Genomic DNA, 15,147 nt, shown 5'->3' on the forward strand with positions numbered 1-15,147 from the left:
ACATAGGTGACGGATCTGCGCTCAGTACAGGTACTTGCGGTACGCCTCCTGCCGAGCCGGCTCCAGATCCTCGACCAGCAGGCTGTGCTGCTCGGCCATCATGTCGCGCAGACTCGGTACGTCATCGGATGCGGGCCACGTCGACGGATCCCACAGCTTCGCCCGCAGAATCGCTCTCGCGCAATGCAGATACGCCTCGTCGATCTTCACGATCACAGCAAGCTGCGCCGGCTTGCCGTTCATCGCCATCGAGTCCAGCAGATCAGGATCGGTGGACAGAGTCGCCGTGCCGTTGACGCGCACGATCTCGTCGTGACCAGGCGCGAGAAAGAGGATCCCCACGTGAGGATTTTCGATCATGTTCCGGTACGAGTCAGCGCGCCGGTTGCCCGGACGATCCGGGAGCACGAGCGTCTTCTCGTCGGGAAACAGAACCTGACTGACCAAGTCTCCGCGCGGCGAGCAATCGCAATTTCCGGCCGCATCGGATGTCGCGAGCACAAAAAACCGTGCCTGCTCGACGAATTCACGGATCAACGGAGTCGTGTAGGCGGTCTGCTTCTCCATGATCGTCGGATGGGGCTGTCCGAGAATCGCATTGAGTTGTTCCACGGATTCGATCCGCCCGCCCGGGGCGTTCGACGCCGTCACGTCAACACGTCGTCGAGAACGTGGTGGCGCCCGAGCGGCAACACCAACGGCTTACCCGAGATGGGGTCGGGGATGATTCGGCTCTCGAGACCGAAAACGGTGCGGACGTTGTCGCTCGTGAGCACCTCGGCAGGATCACCCTCCGCGTAGACCCGGCGATCTGCCATGGCGACGAGGTAGTCGGCGTAGCGGGCGGCGAGATTGAGATCGTGCAGAACCATGACAATCGTTGTACCCCGAGTCCGATTCAGGTCGGTGAGCAGGTCCAAGACCTCAACCTGGTGGCTCACGTCCAAGAAGGTAGTCGGCTCGTCGAGAAGAAGCAGATCGGTTTGTTGGGCGAGCGCCATCGCAATCCACACACGTTGGCGCTGACCACCGGAAAGTTCGTCCACCGATCGTTCGGCCAATTCGGTTGTGTCCGTTGCCGCAAGCGCCTCAGCGACGGCTGCGTCATCCTCGCGACTCCACCTCGACAGCACCCGCTGATGTGGATGTCGGCCTCGGCCGACGAGATCGGCGACAACTATCCCTTCCGGTGCGATCGGTGACTGCGGCAGCAGACCGAGCGTGCGAGCGAGCTTCTTCGCGGGTAGGCGATGAACATCCTTGCCGTCCAACAGAACATGACCGCTTCGGGGACTGAGTAGCCGCGACATCGACCGCAGCAGCGTCGATTTGCCGCACGCGTTGGCGCCCACGATGGTCGTGATCTTTCCCGGCGGCACCGCGAGGTCTAGCGATTCGACGACGGTCCGTCCTCCGTAACCGAGTTCGAGGTTTTCGACAGTCAGAGTATGGGATTCGGTCACAGCGAACCTCCCGTTCGGTTGGAGCGAATGATGAGGTAGACGAGATACGGCGCTCCCAGCGCGCCGGTCACCACGCCAACGGGGTAGCGGGTGCCGAAGGCGTACTGTCCGCAGAAATCGGCAACTAGCACCAGCAGCGCTCCGACCAGCGCAGACGGAATCAAAAGTGATGTTCCCGGACCGACGATGCGGGCGGCGATGGGCCCTGACAGAAATGCGACGAAGGCGATGGGCCCCGCAGCGGCAGTGGCAAAGGCGATGAGTCCGACGGCCGCAATGATTGACAGAATGCGCGTTCGTTCCACTCTGACGCCGAGCGCTTGTGCTGCGTCGTCACCGAGCGGGATGGTCGAAAGGTTGCGCGATTGGCTCAGCAGCACCGGTCCGAGGACAACCAGCGCCAGGACCACGGGAACCGTCGAACCCCAGTTGGCACCGTTGAGACTGCCGGTGAGCCAACGCATCGTCTCCTGCAGATCCCACGCGGCGGCGGTACTGAGCAGGTAGGCGGTGACGCTGTCGAGCATCGCGGCGATGCCGATACCGATCAGGATCAGCCGAGTGCCCGCTACACCGTCTCGGAAGGACAGAACGTAGATCAAGACTGCGACGCCCAGACCGACAGCGATGGCGAAGATCGAGACCTGCGAGCCGCCGAGCGAAAGCGAGATGATCGCGAAAGCCGCTGCAGCGCTTGCGCCCGAGCTGATCCCGATGATGTCGGGGCTCGCGAGCGGGTTGCGCAGCATCGTCTGGAACGTGATGCCACCCAAGCCGAAACAGATTCCGGCGACCACAGCGAGGACAGCGCGAGGCAGCCGGAGGCGGCCGACGGTGAACGAGGCACCAGGTACGTTCTCCCCCAGCACGACGCGAAGCACATCTGACGGCGGGTAGAAGGTTTTTCCCACCATCAGAGTGACCGCGAAGGAGGCGACGACGAGGACCGTCAGCACGGCAATCACGATGCGGCGGCGTCTACCTCGTCGGATACGGCTTGCTCCGACTGCGTCGACCTCGACTTCGGGAGTAACGAATGTAGTGGTCACAGCTCACGTATTTTCTGACGGCGGACTATGTAAATGAAGAAGGGCGCTCCGACGAGCGCGGTGATGATGCCGACGTCGATTTCGCTCGGCCGGGCGACAATTCGTCCGAGAATGTCGGCGGCGACGAGAAGGCCGGCACCTGTCAGCGCAGAAAACGGTAGTAGCCAACGGTTGTCGATCCCGATCAGCAACCGGCACAGATGCGGGACAACCAAACCGACGAAGCCGATCGGTCCGGCAATGGCAGTGGCCGCACCGCAGAGCAACACTGCACCGAGCGCTGCCACTGCACGAACCACCGCGACGCGTTCGCCGAGACCTGACGCAACCTCGTCGCCGAGCGCAAGAGAGTTGAGACTGCGCGCTGACAGCAGACAGATCACGAAGCCGACAATGAGGAAAGGCAGACCCTGCCGGATCACCTCGAAACTCGCGCCACCGACGCCGCCGATCTGCCACGAACGAATGTTGCCCGCAATATCGTTTCGCGGCAGCATGATCGCAGTGATGAACGAAGCAAACGCAGCCGATGTTGCGGCCCCGGCAAGAGCCAACTTGAGTGGCGTGGCTCCACCTCGCCCGAGTGACCCGACTACGTAGACGAACAATGCCGCCCCGGCTGCACCGAGTACGGCCACCCAGATCATGCTGGTCTGGGTCCACAATCCGAACCACGCCATTCCGATCACCACGGCGAGCGAAGCGCCCATGTTGACGCCCAGGATTCCGGGATCCGCCAAAGGGTTTCGGGTAATCCCCTGCATCACCGCGCCGGCAAGACCGAGCGCAGCACCCACGATGATCGCGAGCACCGTCCGCGGAATGCGCTTGGCAATCGCACCCTGACCGATGTTGTCAGTGGAACCGCCAAGTGCGGCAACGATGTCGGACCAATCGACCTCACGAGAGCCGATGACGATCGAGGCGCACATGAGCACGGCGAGGACCACGAGAAGGGCGATCAGCCACAGCGAATTGCCGAACGTCGGGCGCCGCGTATCGCTGGCGCCCGACGTCGAATCCTGCGAGGTTACAGTCACTCCGACTTTCCAGCAGCCCCGGCGAGCAGATCGACATAGTCGCCGAGTACCCACGAAATGGCGAGCGGAGTCGGGTTGGCCGCCGTTCCCATCGGCCCGGTTCCGTTGAGGAAGACGATCGAATTGTTGGCGACGGCAGGCATCTGCGAGAGCAGCGGGTCAGCCTTGAGTGCGTCGACAAGTGCCTGGTCACCGTACGTGACGATCAGTTCGACGTCGTCGAAGACGTCCACACGCTCGGCACTGACCTTCTTCGAGAACTCACCACCCGTCGAGGCGTCGGCAACGCTCTTCGGCGTCGAAAGTCCGAGGTCCTCGAAGAACGCGGCGCGTGTGTCGTTCGCGGTGTAGAAGCTGACCTGGCTCAGGTCGGCAGTGTCGACGTGCGTCAGGAACATTGTTGCCTTGCCGGCAAGCTGCGGATGTGAGGCAACCTCGTCGGCGATCTCCTTCTCGATGGTGGAGATCAGTTCCTGCCCTTCGGATTCCATGCCGAGGCCCATGCTGTTGAACTTGATGACGTCACGCCACGACGTCGCCCACGGCCCCTCGGGATACGCCACAACCGGAGCGATCTCACTGAGAGTGTCGTAGTCCTCCTGCGTCAATCCGGAGTACGCGGCAAGAATGACGTCAGGGTTCGTATCGGAGACGGCTTCGAAGTCGATGCCGTCGGTCTCGTCGAAGAGCACCGGCGGCTTCGCGCCGAGGTCGTCGAGCTTTTCCTCGACCCACGGCAGCATTCCGTTGCCGTTGTCGTCGCCGAACGTCGCCGCTGCCATTCCGACGGGAACCACGCCGAGAGCAAGGGGCACTTCGTGATTGGCCCAGGCAACGGTGGCAACTCGCTCCGGCTTGGCGTCGATCGTCGTAGTTCCGAAAGCGTGCTCGATCGTGACGGGGAAGGAGCTGGATCCGCTTCCGGCGCTGCCGCCGTCGGCGGTCTCCGAGGAGCCGGAACTGCAAGCTGTCATGCCGAGGGCGACTGCGACCGCTGCTGCGGCCACCGCCAAGAAGCGTTTTGAACGCATGAAAACAGAACTCTCTCGAGAAGGGGTACGGCCCTCAACCCGGCTCAATCAGGCACTTAGGTGAGGTTTGCCTAAACCGTATACGGGAGGGCAATGTGGCGCAATCGCGTGTTTGGGACACCCGGTGTAGCGATCGAGACAAGGTGTGATGGCCGATCAGCTAGCCAGGAACATCCCTGGTGTGGCCCCGGTGGTGCGCCGGAATGCCGCACCGAACGCACTGGTCGAGTGGTAGCCCACGCGCTCGGCAACCTCTTGCAGATCCAAGCCGTGTGCAAGAAGCGTCACCGCCCGTTGGGCGCGCACCGCTGACACCCACTGCCCGAAACTCATCCCGGTCTCCGACCGAAATACCCGGGTGATGGTTCGCGGGCTGACGCCGAGGAGCCTTGCCCAGTCGGACAGCGTTCGCATGTCACTCGGATCGTCACCGATCGCGTCGACGATGGGTTGCAGAAGCGCCGAGTCCGGCACCAGAACCAGCAACTCGTTGGGTGACGGCGCCAGTACGTCGATCACCATCTGCTCTGTGAGCGAGCGCGAAGAGGTTCCGAGTGAATCGTCTGCCAGTCGCTCGAGGAGGTTCCGCAGCAGCGGAGTCACCTCGATCGCCACCGGCACGTCGGACAGAGACGGAACCGATGCGATGTCGAGCTGAGCGGCCCGATACCAGGTTCCGGCGGGCGCGATCGCCGAGTGCAGGACGCCGGCGGGCATCCACAGACCGACGGTCGGGGTGATCGTCCACGTGCGCGATCCCACCGTGGCGCTCGACGCTCCTCGCTCGTTCCACAACAATTCGTGGGTCGGGTGCGAGTGCGCCTCCCACCGGGTCTCGCGGGAGACAAGCTCGTCCATGCCCGCGATGACAAAGGGCACCTCGACCGCCCCGGCCGAGTAGACCGGGAGCGTCCGACTGTCGACGGTCTCCAACGGGTTCTCCTCGGTTCGCGCGGCTGCTCCGGAGAAAGCATAGGTCGCGGGGATCGGTTGTTGGTTCCTACGATCGCGAGGGTCACCGACCGAAATTCGCCGAGGTGACGTCACACACATTCAAAAATCGCGAATGCACCACAACAAAAAGAAGGTCACAGACCGGAGTCTGTGACCTTCTTTCTTGTGCGCCCGAAGGGATTCGAACCCCTAACCTCTTGATCCGTAGTCAAGTGCTCTATCCGTTGAGCTACGGGCGCATGTTCTGTTGTCTTGCTGATCTTGCGTGTCTTACCGTCGTACTTTCTATCATTTCTAACCCGCCGGTCAAAATCACCGGCTTGGCGGAGGCGAGAGGATTTGAACCTCCGGTCCCTCGTAAAAGGGACAACTCATTAGCAGTGAGTCCCATTCGGCCGCTCTGGCACGCCTCCCTGGGGGTTCCGATCCTTTCGGACCGCCGGATCGAAAGATTACACACCCTTCGCCACCAAAGGCAAAACGCGTGGTCAGCGCCTTGTTTTGTCGACTTACCGCAGGTGGCTGTCGAACCAGTCGAAGATCCGGGTCTGAGCTTCGACGATCGAAGCCGAGCCAGGGTCGTCGAGGTCGGCGTCCTCGGACAGCTGTGGCGGCTCGTCGGCCCGGTGGGCCAGTCCGGCGTAGCTGACCACCAGTGTCGCGACGTCGGCCTTCGCGGTCGCTTCCCGGAGCAGAGTCACGTGCTCACGCGGCGTGCTGGGATCGTCCTCGCCGTACAGCGCCAACCACGGCGCCTGCAGGGAAGTGGCCGCATCGACGAGCGCCTGAGCATCCACCGACAAGGCTTCGACGATTCCCCGGGCGGCGACGCTCACCGCGGCACCCACGGGACGGCTGGTGGCCACGAGCATCGCGGCGGTCCCGGCGTCGTCGAATCCGAGCACCCCGACGGTGTCCGCGAGAACTTCGCGTCCGACGAGCCAATCGAGGGTCGCGTCGAAGTCGGCGAAGAGGTTGTCACCGAACACCTCGCCCTGCATGTGTTCGGGTTCGCGGTGGAACAGGTGCGGTGCGACGCTCACCCACCCTTCGCCGGCGAGTGCGCACATCAGATTCAGCAGAGCCGGGCTGAACTGGCGGGCTTCATGCAGGACGACGATCCCGCCCCGCGTCGGGCCGTCCGGCTCCACCACCGTCAGCGGAACAGCCGTGGCGACCTCCCCTTCGGCTGCGCGCAGATACGCGGTGGCCCGGAAGATTTCCGACATCTTCTAACTCTGACACGCAGACGGCCGCTACGCACCAAATCGGTGCGCGCATAATCGACTCGTGACCGCACACATTCGCCCTGACCTCGCCTCCATCCCCGCCTACGTTCCCGGACGCAATTTTCCGGGTGCGATCAAGCTGGCGAGCAACGAAACGACCGTAGGGCCGTTGCCCGGTGTGCGTGACGCCGTCGCCGACGCGGTCGCCAATGCCAACCGCTACCCGGACAATGCCGCGGTCGCACTCATCGAGGCGCTGGCCAGCTTCCTGAAAGTCGAGCCGGCCAACGTCGCCGCTGGTTGTGGCTCCGTGACGCTGTGCCAAGAACTCGTGCAGATCACCTGCGATCAGGGTGACGAGGTCATCTACGCGTGGCGGTCGTTCGAGGCATACCCCGTGGTCACCCAGGTCGGCCATGCCGTCTCGGTCAAGGTTCCGCTGACCGAGGACTTCGGCCACGACCTCGACGCGATGCTGGCCGCGATCACGGATCGCACGCGGTTGATCTTCGTGTGCAACCCCAACAACCCGACCGGCAACGCGCTGTCGAAGGCAGAGCTCGAGAGCTTCCTCGACGCGGTCCCGACGCACGTCGTCGTCGCACTCGACGAGGCGTACTTCGAATACTCACGCTCGGACGCCGACGGCATCGAACTGTTCCGCAGCCGCCCCAACGTGGTTGTTCTGCGCACCTTCTCGAAGGCGTACGGCCTCGCGGGAATCCGCGTGGGTTACGCGGTCGCGGATCCGGAGATCATCGTGGCCCTCGGCAAGGTGCACACCCCGTTCACCGTGAGCGCTGTCGCGCAGGCCGCCGCAATCGCTTCCCTGGCTGCAGCAGACGAACTGCTTGCCCGCACCGAAGGCGTCATCGCCGAGCGGACGCGCGTGCGCAGTGCACTGATCGAAGCCGGGTACACCGTCCCCGAGTCGTCGGCGAACTTCGTCTATCTCCCCCTCGGAGAGCTCTCCCCCGGTTTCGCCGAGGCGAGTACCGAGGCGGGCATTCTGATCCGTCAGTACGGCGTCGAGGGCGTCCGGATGACCATCGGCGATCCACACGAGAACGACGCGTTCCTCGCTTTCGCGAACACCGACGTCGCGAAGCAGGCTGCGGGCATCGGCGTCACCGCGTGACACTCGATACATAACTGTTACGCCGAGGACTGGAATTCGTTTCGGCGGACGGGCACACTCAGGGAGGTTCGAGGCCGGTCCGAGTGAGGGAGCACGACGCATGACGCGACGCATGACACGAACGTGTGCCGTGCTCGCAACGACCCTTCTCGCCACCACCGCGACCTCCCTGAGTGCCGTCGCCACCGCCGAGTCCCAGGACACGGTGTCGGTACGTCTGCTGGCGTTCAACGATCTGCACGGCAGCCTCCGCCCGCCGGAAGGTGTTCGCAGCGAGATCAGGCAGGCCGACGGCTCGCTCACCCCCGCAGGTGGCGCGGCGTATCTCGCGGCATACGTGACGCAACTTCGCAGCCAAGCCACCAACTCGCTGCTGTATTCGGTCGGTGACAACTGGGGATCGTCGGCATTGGAATCGGCGATGTTCAACGACGAACCGACGGTCGAACTGCTGAATCGGATGAAGATCGACGCTTCCGCGATCGGCAACCACGAACTGGACAAGGGGCTCGCCGAGTTCCGTCGTATGCAGTCCGGCGGTTGCTCCGCCGTCGACGCGTGCACGTTCAGTCCGTCCTTCGGCGGCGCCAACTTCCCTCTGATGGCCGCAAACATGACGTACACCAACGGCACTCCGGCCACGCTGCCCTTCACCGTGAACATGGTCGACGGCATTCCGCTCGGAGTCATCGCGATTTCCCCCGCCAACACGTCGCAGATCGTCACACCGGGCGGGATCGCCGATCTGCAGTTCGGCGACGAGGTCGAAGCGATCAACCGCACCGCCGATGTCCTCGACTTCTTCGGCGTCAAAGCCATCACCGTTCTCCTGCACCGTGGGGACGAACCGGCCGTCGAAGGTGGGCCCAACGACTGCAACGTCGAGTCCGGCCCGGCCCGCGACATCGCTCTTCGTGCCTCACCGAAGGTGGACGTCATCTTCACCGCCGACAGCCACCAGCAGTACAACTGCGAATTCCCTGATCCTGCAGGCAATCCCAGAGTCGTCATGCAGGGCGCTTCGCACGGCCGGATCGTGTCCGTCGCCGACGTCACCATCGACCGCAACACCCGCGAGGTCGTTCGCGATCAGACATCCGCTTTCAATCAGATAGTGACGCACGATATTTCGCCGGATCCCGATATTCAGGCTCTCGCCGACCGGGCCTGGTCGGAGGCGTCGGAAAGCGCTCAGCGACCGGTGGGGACCATCACCGCCGATCTGACACGGGATCGCGTCCCCAGCGGTGAATCGACACTCGGCAACCTGGTCGCCGACGCTCAACTCGCGGCCGGATCGACACGAGGCGCTCAACTCGCGTTGACGAACCCGGGCGGTATGCGCGAGGACTTGGACTTCGGCACTTCCGGCCAGGTCACCTACCGCCAGGCCTACGGTGTTCAACCGTTCGGCAACAGCCTCGAAGTGCTCTCCGTCACAGGAGCGGTGTTGAAGGACGCTCTCGAACAGCAATTCCAGATCGACCTCGACGGCACCGCTACCGAGCGCATCCTCTCCCCGTCCGCGGGCTTCACCTACGCCATGGACCGGCGAGCAGCGCCGGGCTCGCGAATCTCGGAAATGCGCTTGAACGGGCAGGACATCGCCCCCGACGGCGTCTACAGCGTCGTGGTGAACAAGTTCCTCGCCGAGGGCGGGGACGGTTTCACCGCACTGAAGAACTCCACCCAGATGACCGGCGCGGGCAACGACCTCGACGCCTTGACTGCCCTGTTCGCAGCCGGGTCCCCGGTCTCGCCGCCTGCCACCGATCGCATCCGCACCGTCGGCTGAATAGGCATCCCCCCGCTCGATTGCCTAGTCTCGACGGGTGATCATCGCGACCCATAACGGCAAGTTCCATGCAGACGACGTCTTCGGCGTATCGCTGCTCAAGCAGCTGTACCCCGACGCCACCGTCGTTCGCAGCCGTGACGAGTCCGTCCTCGACAGTGCGGACATCGTGCTCGACGTCGGCGGTCGCTACAACCCGGCCGAGGGTCGCTTCGACCATCACCAGCGCGATGCCGGCGAGCGCAGCAACGGCATCCTGTACTCCGCTTTCGGTCTGCTCTGGCAGGAATACGGCCTGCAGTTCTGCGAAGGCGACGCCTCCGTTTTCCGCCGAATCGACAGTCGTCTGGTCGAGGGCATCGACGCCGTCGACAACGGCCAGGAGATCTACACCCTCAACGACTACGGCACCAAGCCTTTTGATCTGTCGTCGGTGCTGGACCTGTTCAATCCGATCTCGTCCACCGACGAAGAGTTCGACACCCAGTTCGAGCTGGCCGTGGTTCTCGCAACTCAGGTCTTGATTCGCCTGCGCGCCAAGTACGCCGGCGACGCTGCAGCCGAGCGCGAGTTCACCGAGACCTACGAGAAAGCAACGGATCCGCGCTTCGTCGTGCTGGAACGCTTCGTTCCCCACGGCCGCGCCGCGTCGGCCCAGCCAGAACTTCTGTTCACCATCTTCCCGAACACCAACGGCGGCTGGTCGATTCAGACGGTCAAGCCCGCTGACTCCAAGTTCGGTTCACGAAAGCTGTTGCCGGAGCCGTGGCGCGGCCTGAACGGCTCGGACCTTGCCGCCGAGACGGGCGTCGACAGTTCGGTCTTCTGCCACAAGGCGGGGTTCATCGCGGCTGCGCAGACCCGTGACGGCGCCCTCCAGTTGCTCGAACTGGCACTGGCCGAGTAGTTCTCAGCTCACAGCCCAGTTCACATTCCCAGGGCGGTCTTCACTGTCGGCCAGGAATCGTGAAGCGCGTCTTGCCAGTACGGCCATGAATGGGTGCCGACGTTCCGATACGCGAACACTGCGGGAATCGACAACTCCCCTAACCTCGCCTCGAACAGTTGCGTGCACGTGTTTGCCAGTGCCTCGAGCGGCCCGCCTTCGATGGCCGTCTGCAGGCCGCCCGGGGTGAAAATGTTGTCGTATTCTCCGGGTGCGCCCGTGCCCGAGGAAACGTAGATCGTCTTCCCTCGCAGCGTTTCAGCGTTGGTGGACGGGTCGTGCTTTTGCCAGTCGGGGTCCGACGCCGGGCCCCACATGTTGGTGGCGTCGCCCGCCTTGCTGGCCACGGTGAGCCGCACGGAATCCTGCGAAGACGACTCGGAGTTGTCGAGACAGCCACTGTACGAGGCTAATCCGGTGTAGAGCTTCGGGTGATGTGTGATGAGGTTGGCCGCGCCGAGCGCACCCATGGACACCCCGCCGACCACATTCGTCCCATTTCCGGAAAACGCAGAATCGATCAACGCCGGAAGCTCTTCAGCGAGAAACGATTCCCACTTGTTCACACCGAGGTTCGGATCGTCGTTCTTCCAGTTGGTGTAGAAACTGCCGGTACCGCCAACAGGGAGAACGACGTTGACGTTCTTGTCGGCGAAAAACGCTTCGATGTCGGTCTTTTGAGTCCAGGTGCTTTCGGAGTATCCGGATTCCGAACCGGCACTGACGCCGTCGAGTAGGTAGAAGGACGGACGCGAACCGGCACTCGACGCTGGATGCAGAACCTGCACTTGCACCTCGCGCCGCATAGCCGGCGAATCGACGAACACGGCGCTACGAGTGGGCGACAATTGCTCGATGCGATTGATGTGAGCCCCGGTCTGACCTGTCAGATCTCCTGGTGGATTTTCGGGCGCCGGTTCGGCATACGCCACTCCGCCCACAACAAGCGCGAGCACGACCAACACAATCCCGACAAACCCAAATCTCCGCATCCGTCAAGCGCCCCCTGAGCATCGCACGACTATCGCTAACCCTCGATTGGACAGGACGAACGTCCCGAGGTCAACCCACTGGTTGGGATTTATTACTCGCGGGTATCCAATGGAGTTGGACAGTTTTCCACCGATGCACACACAGGTGTGGATAACTTCATTCACATCCACTTCCCAGTTGTGCATAACCTGTGGACTAAAGAATGAATTACACCGAAGTCATTCCTTCTACCTGCATCTTTTCGTTTCCCCACAGTGTGCATAACTTTGACGAACAGGCTGGGCAAGACAGCGGTTTCCGGGCGTGTCCACGCAGTTCACTTCACTGCGCCACTCTTTGTTCACAGGGACGACACCACCAACCGGGAACGCTCCCCACCCCGGCTTCATACTTGGTGCATGCTGACCGCTCTCCTCGCCGCCACAGCTGTGCTCGCCCTACTGACTCTGGTCCCGGGGCCCGACATGGCTGTCGTGACGCAGGCTGCTCTCGGCGCCGGAAGATCCGCCGGATTCCGGGTAGCGGCCGGCATCGTCTCGGGCCTTCTGGTGTGGGGGCTGCTGACCGTCCTCGGGTTGTCGGCGATCCTGGCCGCGTCAGCCGAGGCGTACACCGTGGTCAAGCTCGCCGGTGCTGCATATCTGATCTATCTCGGCGTGCGAGCACTGTGGGAGAGCCGGACGTCGCGGATGCAACACAATGCCGACGCTCCACGGTCGCAGAAGGCCGGAACGTGGAAGACGGGCTTCACCACCAACCTGCTCAACCCCAAGATCGCCGTCTTCTACACCGGACTGCTGCCGCAGCTGGTTCCGGCCGGGTGGCCGACGGGACCATCGCTTGCGCTGCTGGTGCTCATCCACGCAGCGATCACCATCGTGTGGCTCAGTGGCTACGTTGTCCTTCTCTCGCGAGCGCGTAGCACCTTCGAGAAGCCCCGAGTGCGACAGGCACTCGAGCGCATAACCGGAACAGTTCTTCTAGGATTCGGAGCGAAGATCGCGCTCGAAGCGCGCTGACACGGCAATCGGAAAAGAGTAGACAGTGGGCGCGTGGGGATCGGGACCGTTCGATAACGACGGTGCAGGGGATTTGATCGCGTCCATCGGACACGGTGACTTCACCTTCGAATCGGTGGAGTGGGCATTCGAGGACGACTACCTCGAGGTGGACGGCGGCCAAATCGCCGTCGCCTTGCTCGAATTGGTGTTGATCGTGCGCGCCGATCGCAAACGCGACCCCGCCGCCCAGGACCTCGATCTCGATTCCTTCACCTCGGCCCTGACCAGCGAACGGCTCACCTGGCTGATCGAGATGGTGGAGCGCACCATCTCCTCGACCGATTCGGAACTGTTCGAACTGTGGGACGAGCAGGGACCGGAAGAGCTTGCCTCGTGGCGCGTTCCCGTCGTGGACGGTCTCGAGGATTTGCGTGTTCTGTCGGTTCAGTAGCCCGCCGACGGATCGATTACCGCAGCAAGGTCCTCACCCGCAGCGAATCGAGCGACGTTGGCGGCCACGTGATCTGCCAGCACACGCGTGAGCGTCGTAGCCGGGTTGGCGACGTGCGGAGTGATGATCGCGTTGGGCAGCTTCCACAACCGGTGCCCGTCCGGCAGCGGCTCGGGGTCGGTGACGTCCAGTGCCGCCCCGCCGATCGAACCAGCTTCGAGAGCATCGACCAGCGCGTCCGTGTCGACCAGGTTGCCGCGTGCAATGTTCACGATCCAGCTCGACTCCGACATCTGGTCCAATTCAGCCTTGCCGACCAGATGCCGCGTCGCGGACGTCGACGGTGCTGCGATCACGAAGTGATCCGCCTGGGACCAGATTTCACCGGTTCGATCGGCCGAGAGCGTTTCGGAGGCACCTTCGACGGGGGTTCCCGAGCGGGTGACGGCGATGACTCTGACCTTGGACGCGGCGAGGTACGGGATCAGCGCACGGCCGATTCCGCCGCAACCGATGATCGCCACTGTCGAGCCCTGCAAGGTGCCCACCCGTGGATCGAACTCTTCTTTTCGCCACGACTGCGCCACCAATTGTTCGGGGAGAGAACGCACTCCGGCGAGGAGGAGCATCATCGTATGTTCGGCCACATTGCCCGCGTAAGCCCCGGCAGCGGACGTCCAGACCCGCTTGTCGTCGATCACGTCGGCATCGAACCATGGCTCGATCCCGGCGAAGGGCAACTGCACCCAACGAACCGAGTCAGGTAGCGACGACGGGAACGTGTCCGGACCATGTACCCAGACCACGCCCTCTGCCTCGGCGAGTGGAACGAGAACCCCACCGACTCCGCGAATTCCGTCGGCAATGTGCGGATCCTCGACGGGGCCGAGATGGATGCGAGGGGCGCTGGAGTCTGTCATTTAGGTGCGTTCCTTCGAGAGTGGCGGGGCGATCGGATCAACTCATCGGTGTGCCCCAGCGTACGGGCGCCTCGCCAATTCGGCCCGTCTAGCCGTTCGCCTTTGCGATCGAATCCTTGCCTTCGGCCGCTCCGCCCTCGATGGTGTCGTGCTGGATGGGAACGAACTTCTTCTTCGGCAGCAGGAACAGCCACGTCGCGAAGACGAACGGGCCCGTTCCGGCCGGCAGGCTGATCGGAGCGAACGCAGACACCAGCGTGCCGTGGATGACAACAGTGACCAACACTCCGAAGACGGTGTAGACGAACACACGCCACGACGGGTTGTAGAACACCGATCCGAGAGCAATTGCCGTCAGCACCGAACTGAGCCCGTAGAGACCATTCCCGATGTCGACGGTGTTGGCGCCCAGCGCCAGTACCGAACCCATCGCTATCGCGGAACCGATGAGCGCGAACAACGCCGCCCAACGCGACGCGACCAGCAGCGCGATCACGAAGATAATGCCGGTGACAGTGTTGTTGATCAGAAAGATCTGGGAGACGTTGCGAAACAGCGTGTCCCACAGGAAGTTGAAAGTGATGTCGGCATGAACCGACGCGTCCCCGATGTGCTGGGGAAACTGGCCGGCGCTGAGGTCCGACGTTTCGATCCGCAGGAACTGGAACGCCGCGAGGAGGAAAAACCAGTTGACGAGGTTGAACGGAAAGGTCAGCGCCGGTACGCCCCAGGTCTTGAAGACATTGGCGACAGCCAGGAACGCGATGGTCGACGCGGCAGCTCCCACCACGAGGTAGATCCACAGCATCACGCCACCGGCAAGGAACGTCGGAAAGGCAGCTCCCACAAGAATTCCGTTGTATCCGTACAGGCCGATACGCATCGAATCGTCGTCGGAGTGCAGCATCATGCCGGTGACGGTGGATACCACCAGACCCACCACGGCACCGATCGCGACGGTGATCGTGTCCGCGGCTATCGCGCCCCAGAAGATACCGACCAGAAACAGCAGGCCTGTCAGCGCATTGCCCTGGAACATCACCTGCCCGGAGCCTTTGAGATTGGTGTCGATGAATCTGAGCACGACGTTCTTGTCCGCGACGTCGTCCCACGGTTTGGTGATGGTGGTCATCGCGC

Annotated in this window: 15 protein-coding genes and 2 tRNA genes; 5 read left to right on the plus strand and 12 right to left on the minus strand. The window is 63.0% G+C overall.

The features are described from left to right. Positions 1-21: 21 nt before the first annotated feature. The 9 genes from H351_RS01465 to H351_RS01505 all read right to left on the minus strand — a co-directional run bounded on the left by H351_RS01465 (position 22) and on the right by H351_RS01505 (position 6,766). Complete coding sequence (locus H351_RS01465; protein WP_020905857.1) at positions 22-651, minus strand: pyridoxamine 5'-phosphate oxidase family protein; 630 nt, start codon at positions 649-651, stop codon at positions 22-24. Continuing rightward, a complete protein-coding gene (locus H351_RS01470) occupies positions 648-1,463 on the minus strand; it encodes an ABC transporter ATP-binding protein (RefSeq protein WP_029254262.1) in 816 nt (271 codons plus the stop codon). The genes H351_RS01465 and H351_RS01470 overlap by 4 nt, the downstream gene beginning before the upstream one ends. After that, complete coding sequence (locus H351_RS01475; RefSeq protein WP_029254261.1) at positions 1,460-2,512, minus strand: FecCD family ABC transporter permease; 1,053 nt, start codon at positions 2,510-2,512, stop codon at positions 1,460-1,462. The genes H351_RS01470 and H351_RS01475 overlap by 4 nt, the downstream gene beginning before the upstream one ends. Further along, positions 2,509-3,552, minus strand: a complete 1,044-nt coding sequence (locus tag H351_RS01480; RefSeq protein ID WP_029254260.1) for a FecCD family ABC transporter permease — start codon at positions 3,550-3,552, stop codon at positions 2,509-2,511. Before H351_RS01480 ends, H351_RS01475 begins: the two co-directional genes overlap by 4 nt. Further along, positions 3,549-4,583, minus strand: coding sequence for an iron-siderophore ABC transporter substrate-binding protein (locus H351_RS01485; protein ID WP_029254259.1), 1,035 nt, complete (start codon positions 4,581-4,583; stop codon positions 3,549-3,551). The genes H351_RS01480 and H351_RS01485 overlap by 4 nt, the downstream gene beginning before the upstream one ends. 156 nt (positions 4,584-4,739) lie before the next feature. Then, a complete protein-coding gene (locus tag H351_RS01490) occupies positions 4,740-5,516 on the minus strand; it encodes a helix-turn-helix domain-containing protein (RefSeq protein WP_029254258.1) in 777 nt (258 codons plus the stop codon). 187 nt (positions 5,517-5,703) lie between these two features. Then, positions 5,704-5,776: transfer RNA gene (locus H351_RS01495), tRNA-Arg, on the minus strand. An 82-nt stretch (positions 5,777-5,858) separates the two neighbouring features. Beyond that, a tRNA-Ser gene (locus H351_RS01500) sits at positions 5,859-5,950 on the minus strand. Between the two features lie 96 nt (positions 5,951-6,046). Continuing rightward, on the minus strand, positions 6,047-6,766 hold the full coding sequence (locus H351_RS01505) for a dienelactone hydrolase family protein (RefSeq protein WP_029254257.1): 720 nt from the start codon (positions 6,764-6,766) through the stop codon (positions 6,047-6,049). Between the two features lie 61 nt (positions 6,767-6,827). Between H351_RS01505 and hisC the strand changes: the two genes are divergently transcribed. The 3 genes from hisC to H351_RS01520 all read left to right on the plus strand — a co-directional run bounded on the left by hisC (position 6,828) and on the right by H351_RS01520 (position 10,606). Further along, positions 6,828-7,904, plus strand: coding sequence for a histidinol-phosphate transaminase (gene hisC, locus H351_RS01510; RefSeq protein ID WP_029254256.1), 1,077 nt, complete (start codon positions 6,828-6,830; stop codon positions 7,902-7,904). 100 nt (positions 7,905-8,004) lie between these two features. Next, on the plus strand, positions 8,005-9,699 hold the full coding sequence (locus H351_RS01515; protein ID WP_029254255.1) for a bifunctional metallophosphatase/5'-nucleotidase: 1,695 nt from the start codon (positions 8,005-8,007) through the stop codon (positions 9,697-9,699). A gap of 37 nt (positions 9,700-9,736) precedes the next feature. Beyond that, on the plus strand, positions 9,737-10,606 hold the full coding sequence (locus H351_RS01520) for an MYG1 family protein (protein WP_019746470.1): 870 nt from the start codon (positions 9,737-9,739) through the stop codon (positions 10,604-10,606). Positions 10,607-10,626: 20 nt separating this feature from the next. On the opposite strand, the gene H351_RS01525 is transcribed toward H351_RS01520, so the two are convergent. After that, on the minus strand, positions 10,627-11,637 hold the full coding sequence (locus H351_RS01525; protein ID WP_019746469.1) for an alpha/beta hydrolase: 1,011 nt from the start codon (positions 11,635-11,637) through the stop codon (positions 10,627-10,629). Positions 11,638-12,036: 399 nt separating this feature from the next. Here H351_RS01525 and H351_RS01530 point away from each other — a divergent pair, with 399 nt between their 5' ends. Both H351_RS01530 and H351_RS01535 read left to right on the plus strand, forming a co-directional pair. Continuing rightward, positions 12,037-12,657, plus strand: coding sequence for a LysE family translocator (locus H351_RS01530; protein WP_007731691.1), 621 nt, complete (start codon positions 12,037-12,039; stop codon positions 12,655-12,657). 25 nt (positions 12,658-12,682) lie between these two features. Then, positions 12,683-13,090, plus strand: a complete 408-nt coding sequence (locus tag H351_RS01535) for a DUF4259 domain-containing protein (protein WP_020968164.1) — start codon at positions 12,683-12,685, stop codon at positions 13,088-13,090. Here the strand turns inward: H351_RS01535 and H351_RS01540 are convergent. Together H351_RS01540 and yut are read right to left on the minus strand one after the other, a co-directional pair. Next, complete coding sequence (locus tag H351_RS01540; protein ID WP_029254254.1) at positions 13,084-14,010, minus strand: D-isomer specific 2-hydroxyacid dehydrogenase family protein; 927 nt, start codon at positions 14,008-14,010, stop codon at positions 13,084-13,086. The genes H351_RS01535 and H351_RS01540 overlap by 7 nt on opposite strands. Before the next feature lie 88 nt (positions 14,011-14,098). After that, entirely contained in the window at positions 14,099-15,142 is a 1,044-nt protein-coding gene (gene yut / locus H351_RS01545) for an urea transporter (RefSeq protein WP_020905834.1), read from the minus strand. Positions 15,143-15,147 lie beyond the last annotated feature (5 nt).

The sequence above is a fragment of the Rhodococcus erythropolis R138 genome, assembly GCF_000696675.2.
GTDB classification, from domain to species: Bacteria; Actinomycetota; Actinomycetes; order Mycobacteriales; family Mycobacteriaceae; genus Rhodococcus_F; species Rhodococcus_F erythropolis.

Coding starts and splice junctions, on each gene's coding strand:
- H351_RS01485 (WP_029254259.1), bottom strand. CDS start 4,583: ATGCGTTCAAAACGCTTCTTGGCGGTGGCCGCAGCAGCGGTCGCAGTC.
- H351_RS01505 (WP_029254257.1), bottom strand. CDS start 6,766: ATGTCGGAAATCTTCCGGGCCACCGCGTATCTGCGCGCAGCCGAAGGG.
- H351_RS01515 (WP_029254255.1), top strand. CDS start 8,005: ATGACGCGACGCATGACACGAACGTGTGCCGTGCTCGCAACGACCCTT.
- H351_RS01525 (WP_019746469.1), bottom strand. CDS start 11,637: ATGCGGAGATTTGGGTTTGTCGGGATTGTGTTGGTCGTGCTCGCGCTT.
- H351_RS01530 (WP_007731691.1), top strand. CDS start 12,037: ATGCTGACCGCTCTCCTCGCCGCCACAGCTGTGCTCGCCCTACTGACT.
- H351_RS01540 (WP_029254254.1), bottom strand. CDS start 14,010: ATGACAGACTCCAGCGCCCCTCGCATCCATCTCGGCCCCGTCGAGGAT.
- yut (WP_020905834.1), bottom strand. CDS start 15,142: ATGACCACCATCACCAAACCGTGGGACGACGTCGCGGACAAGAACGTC.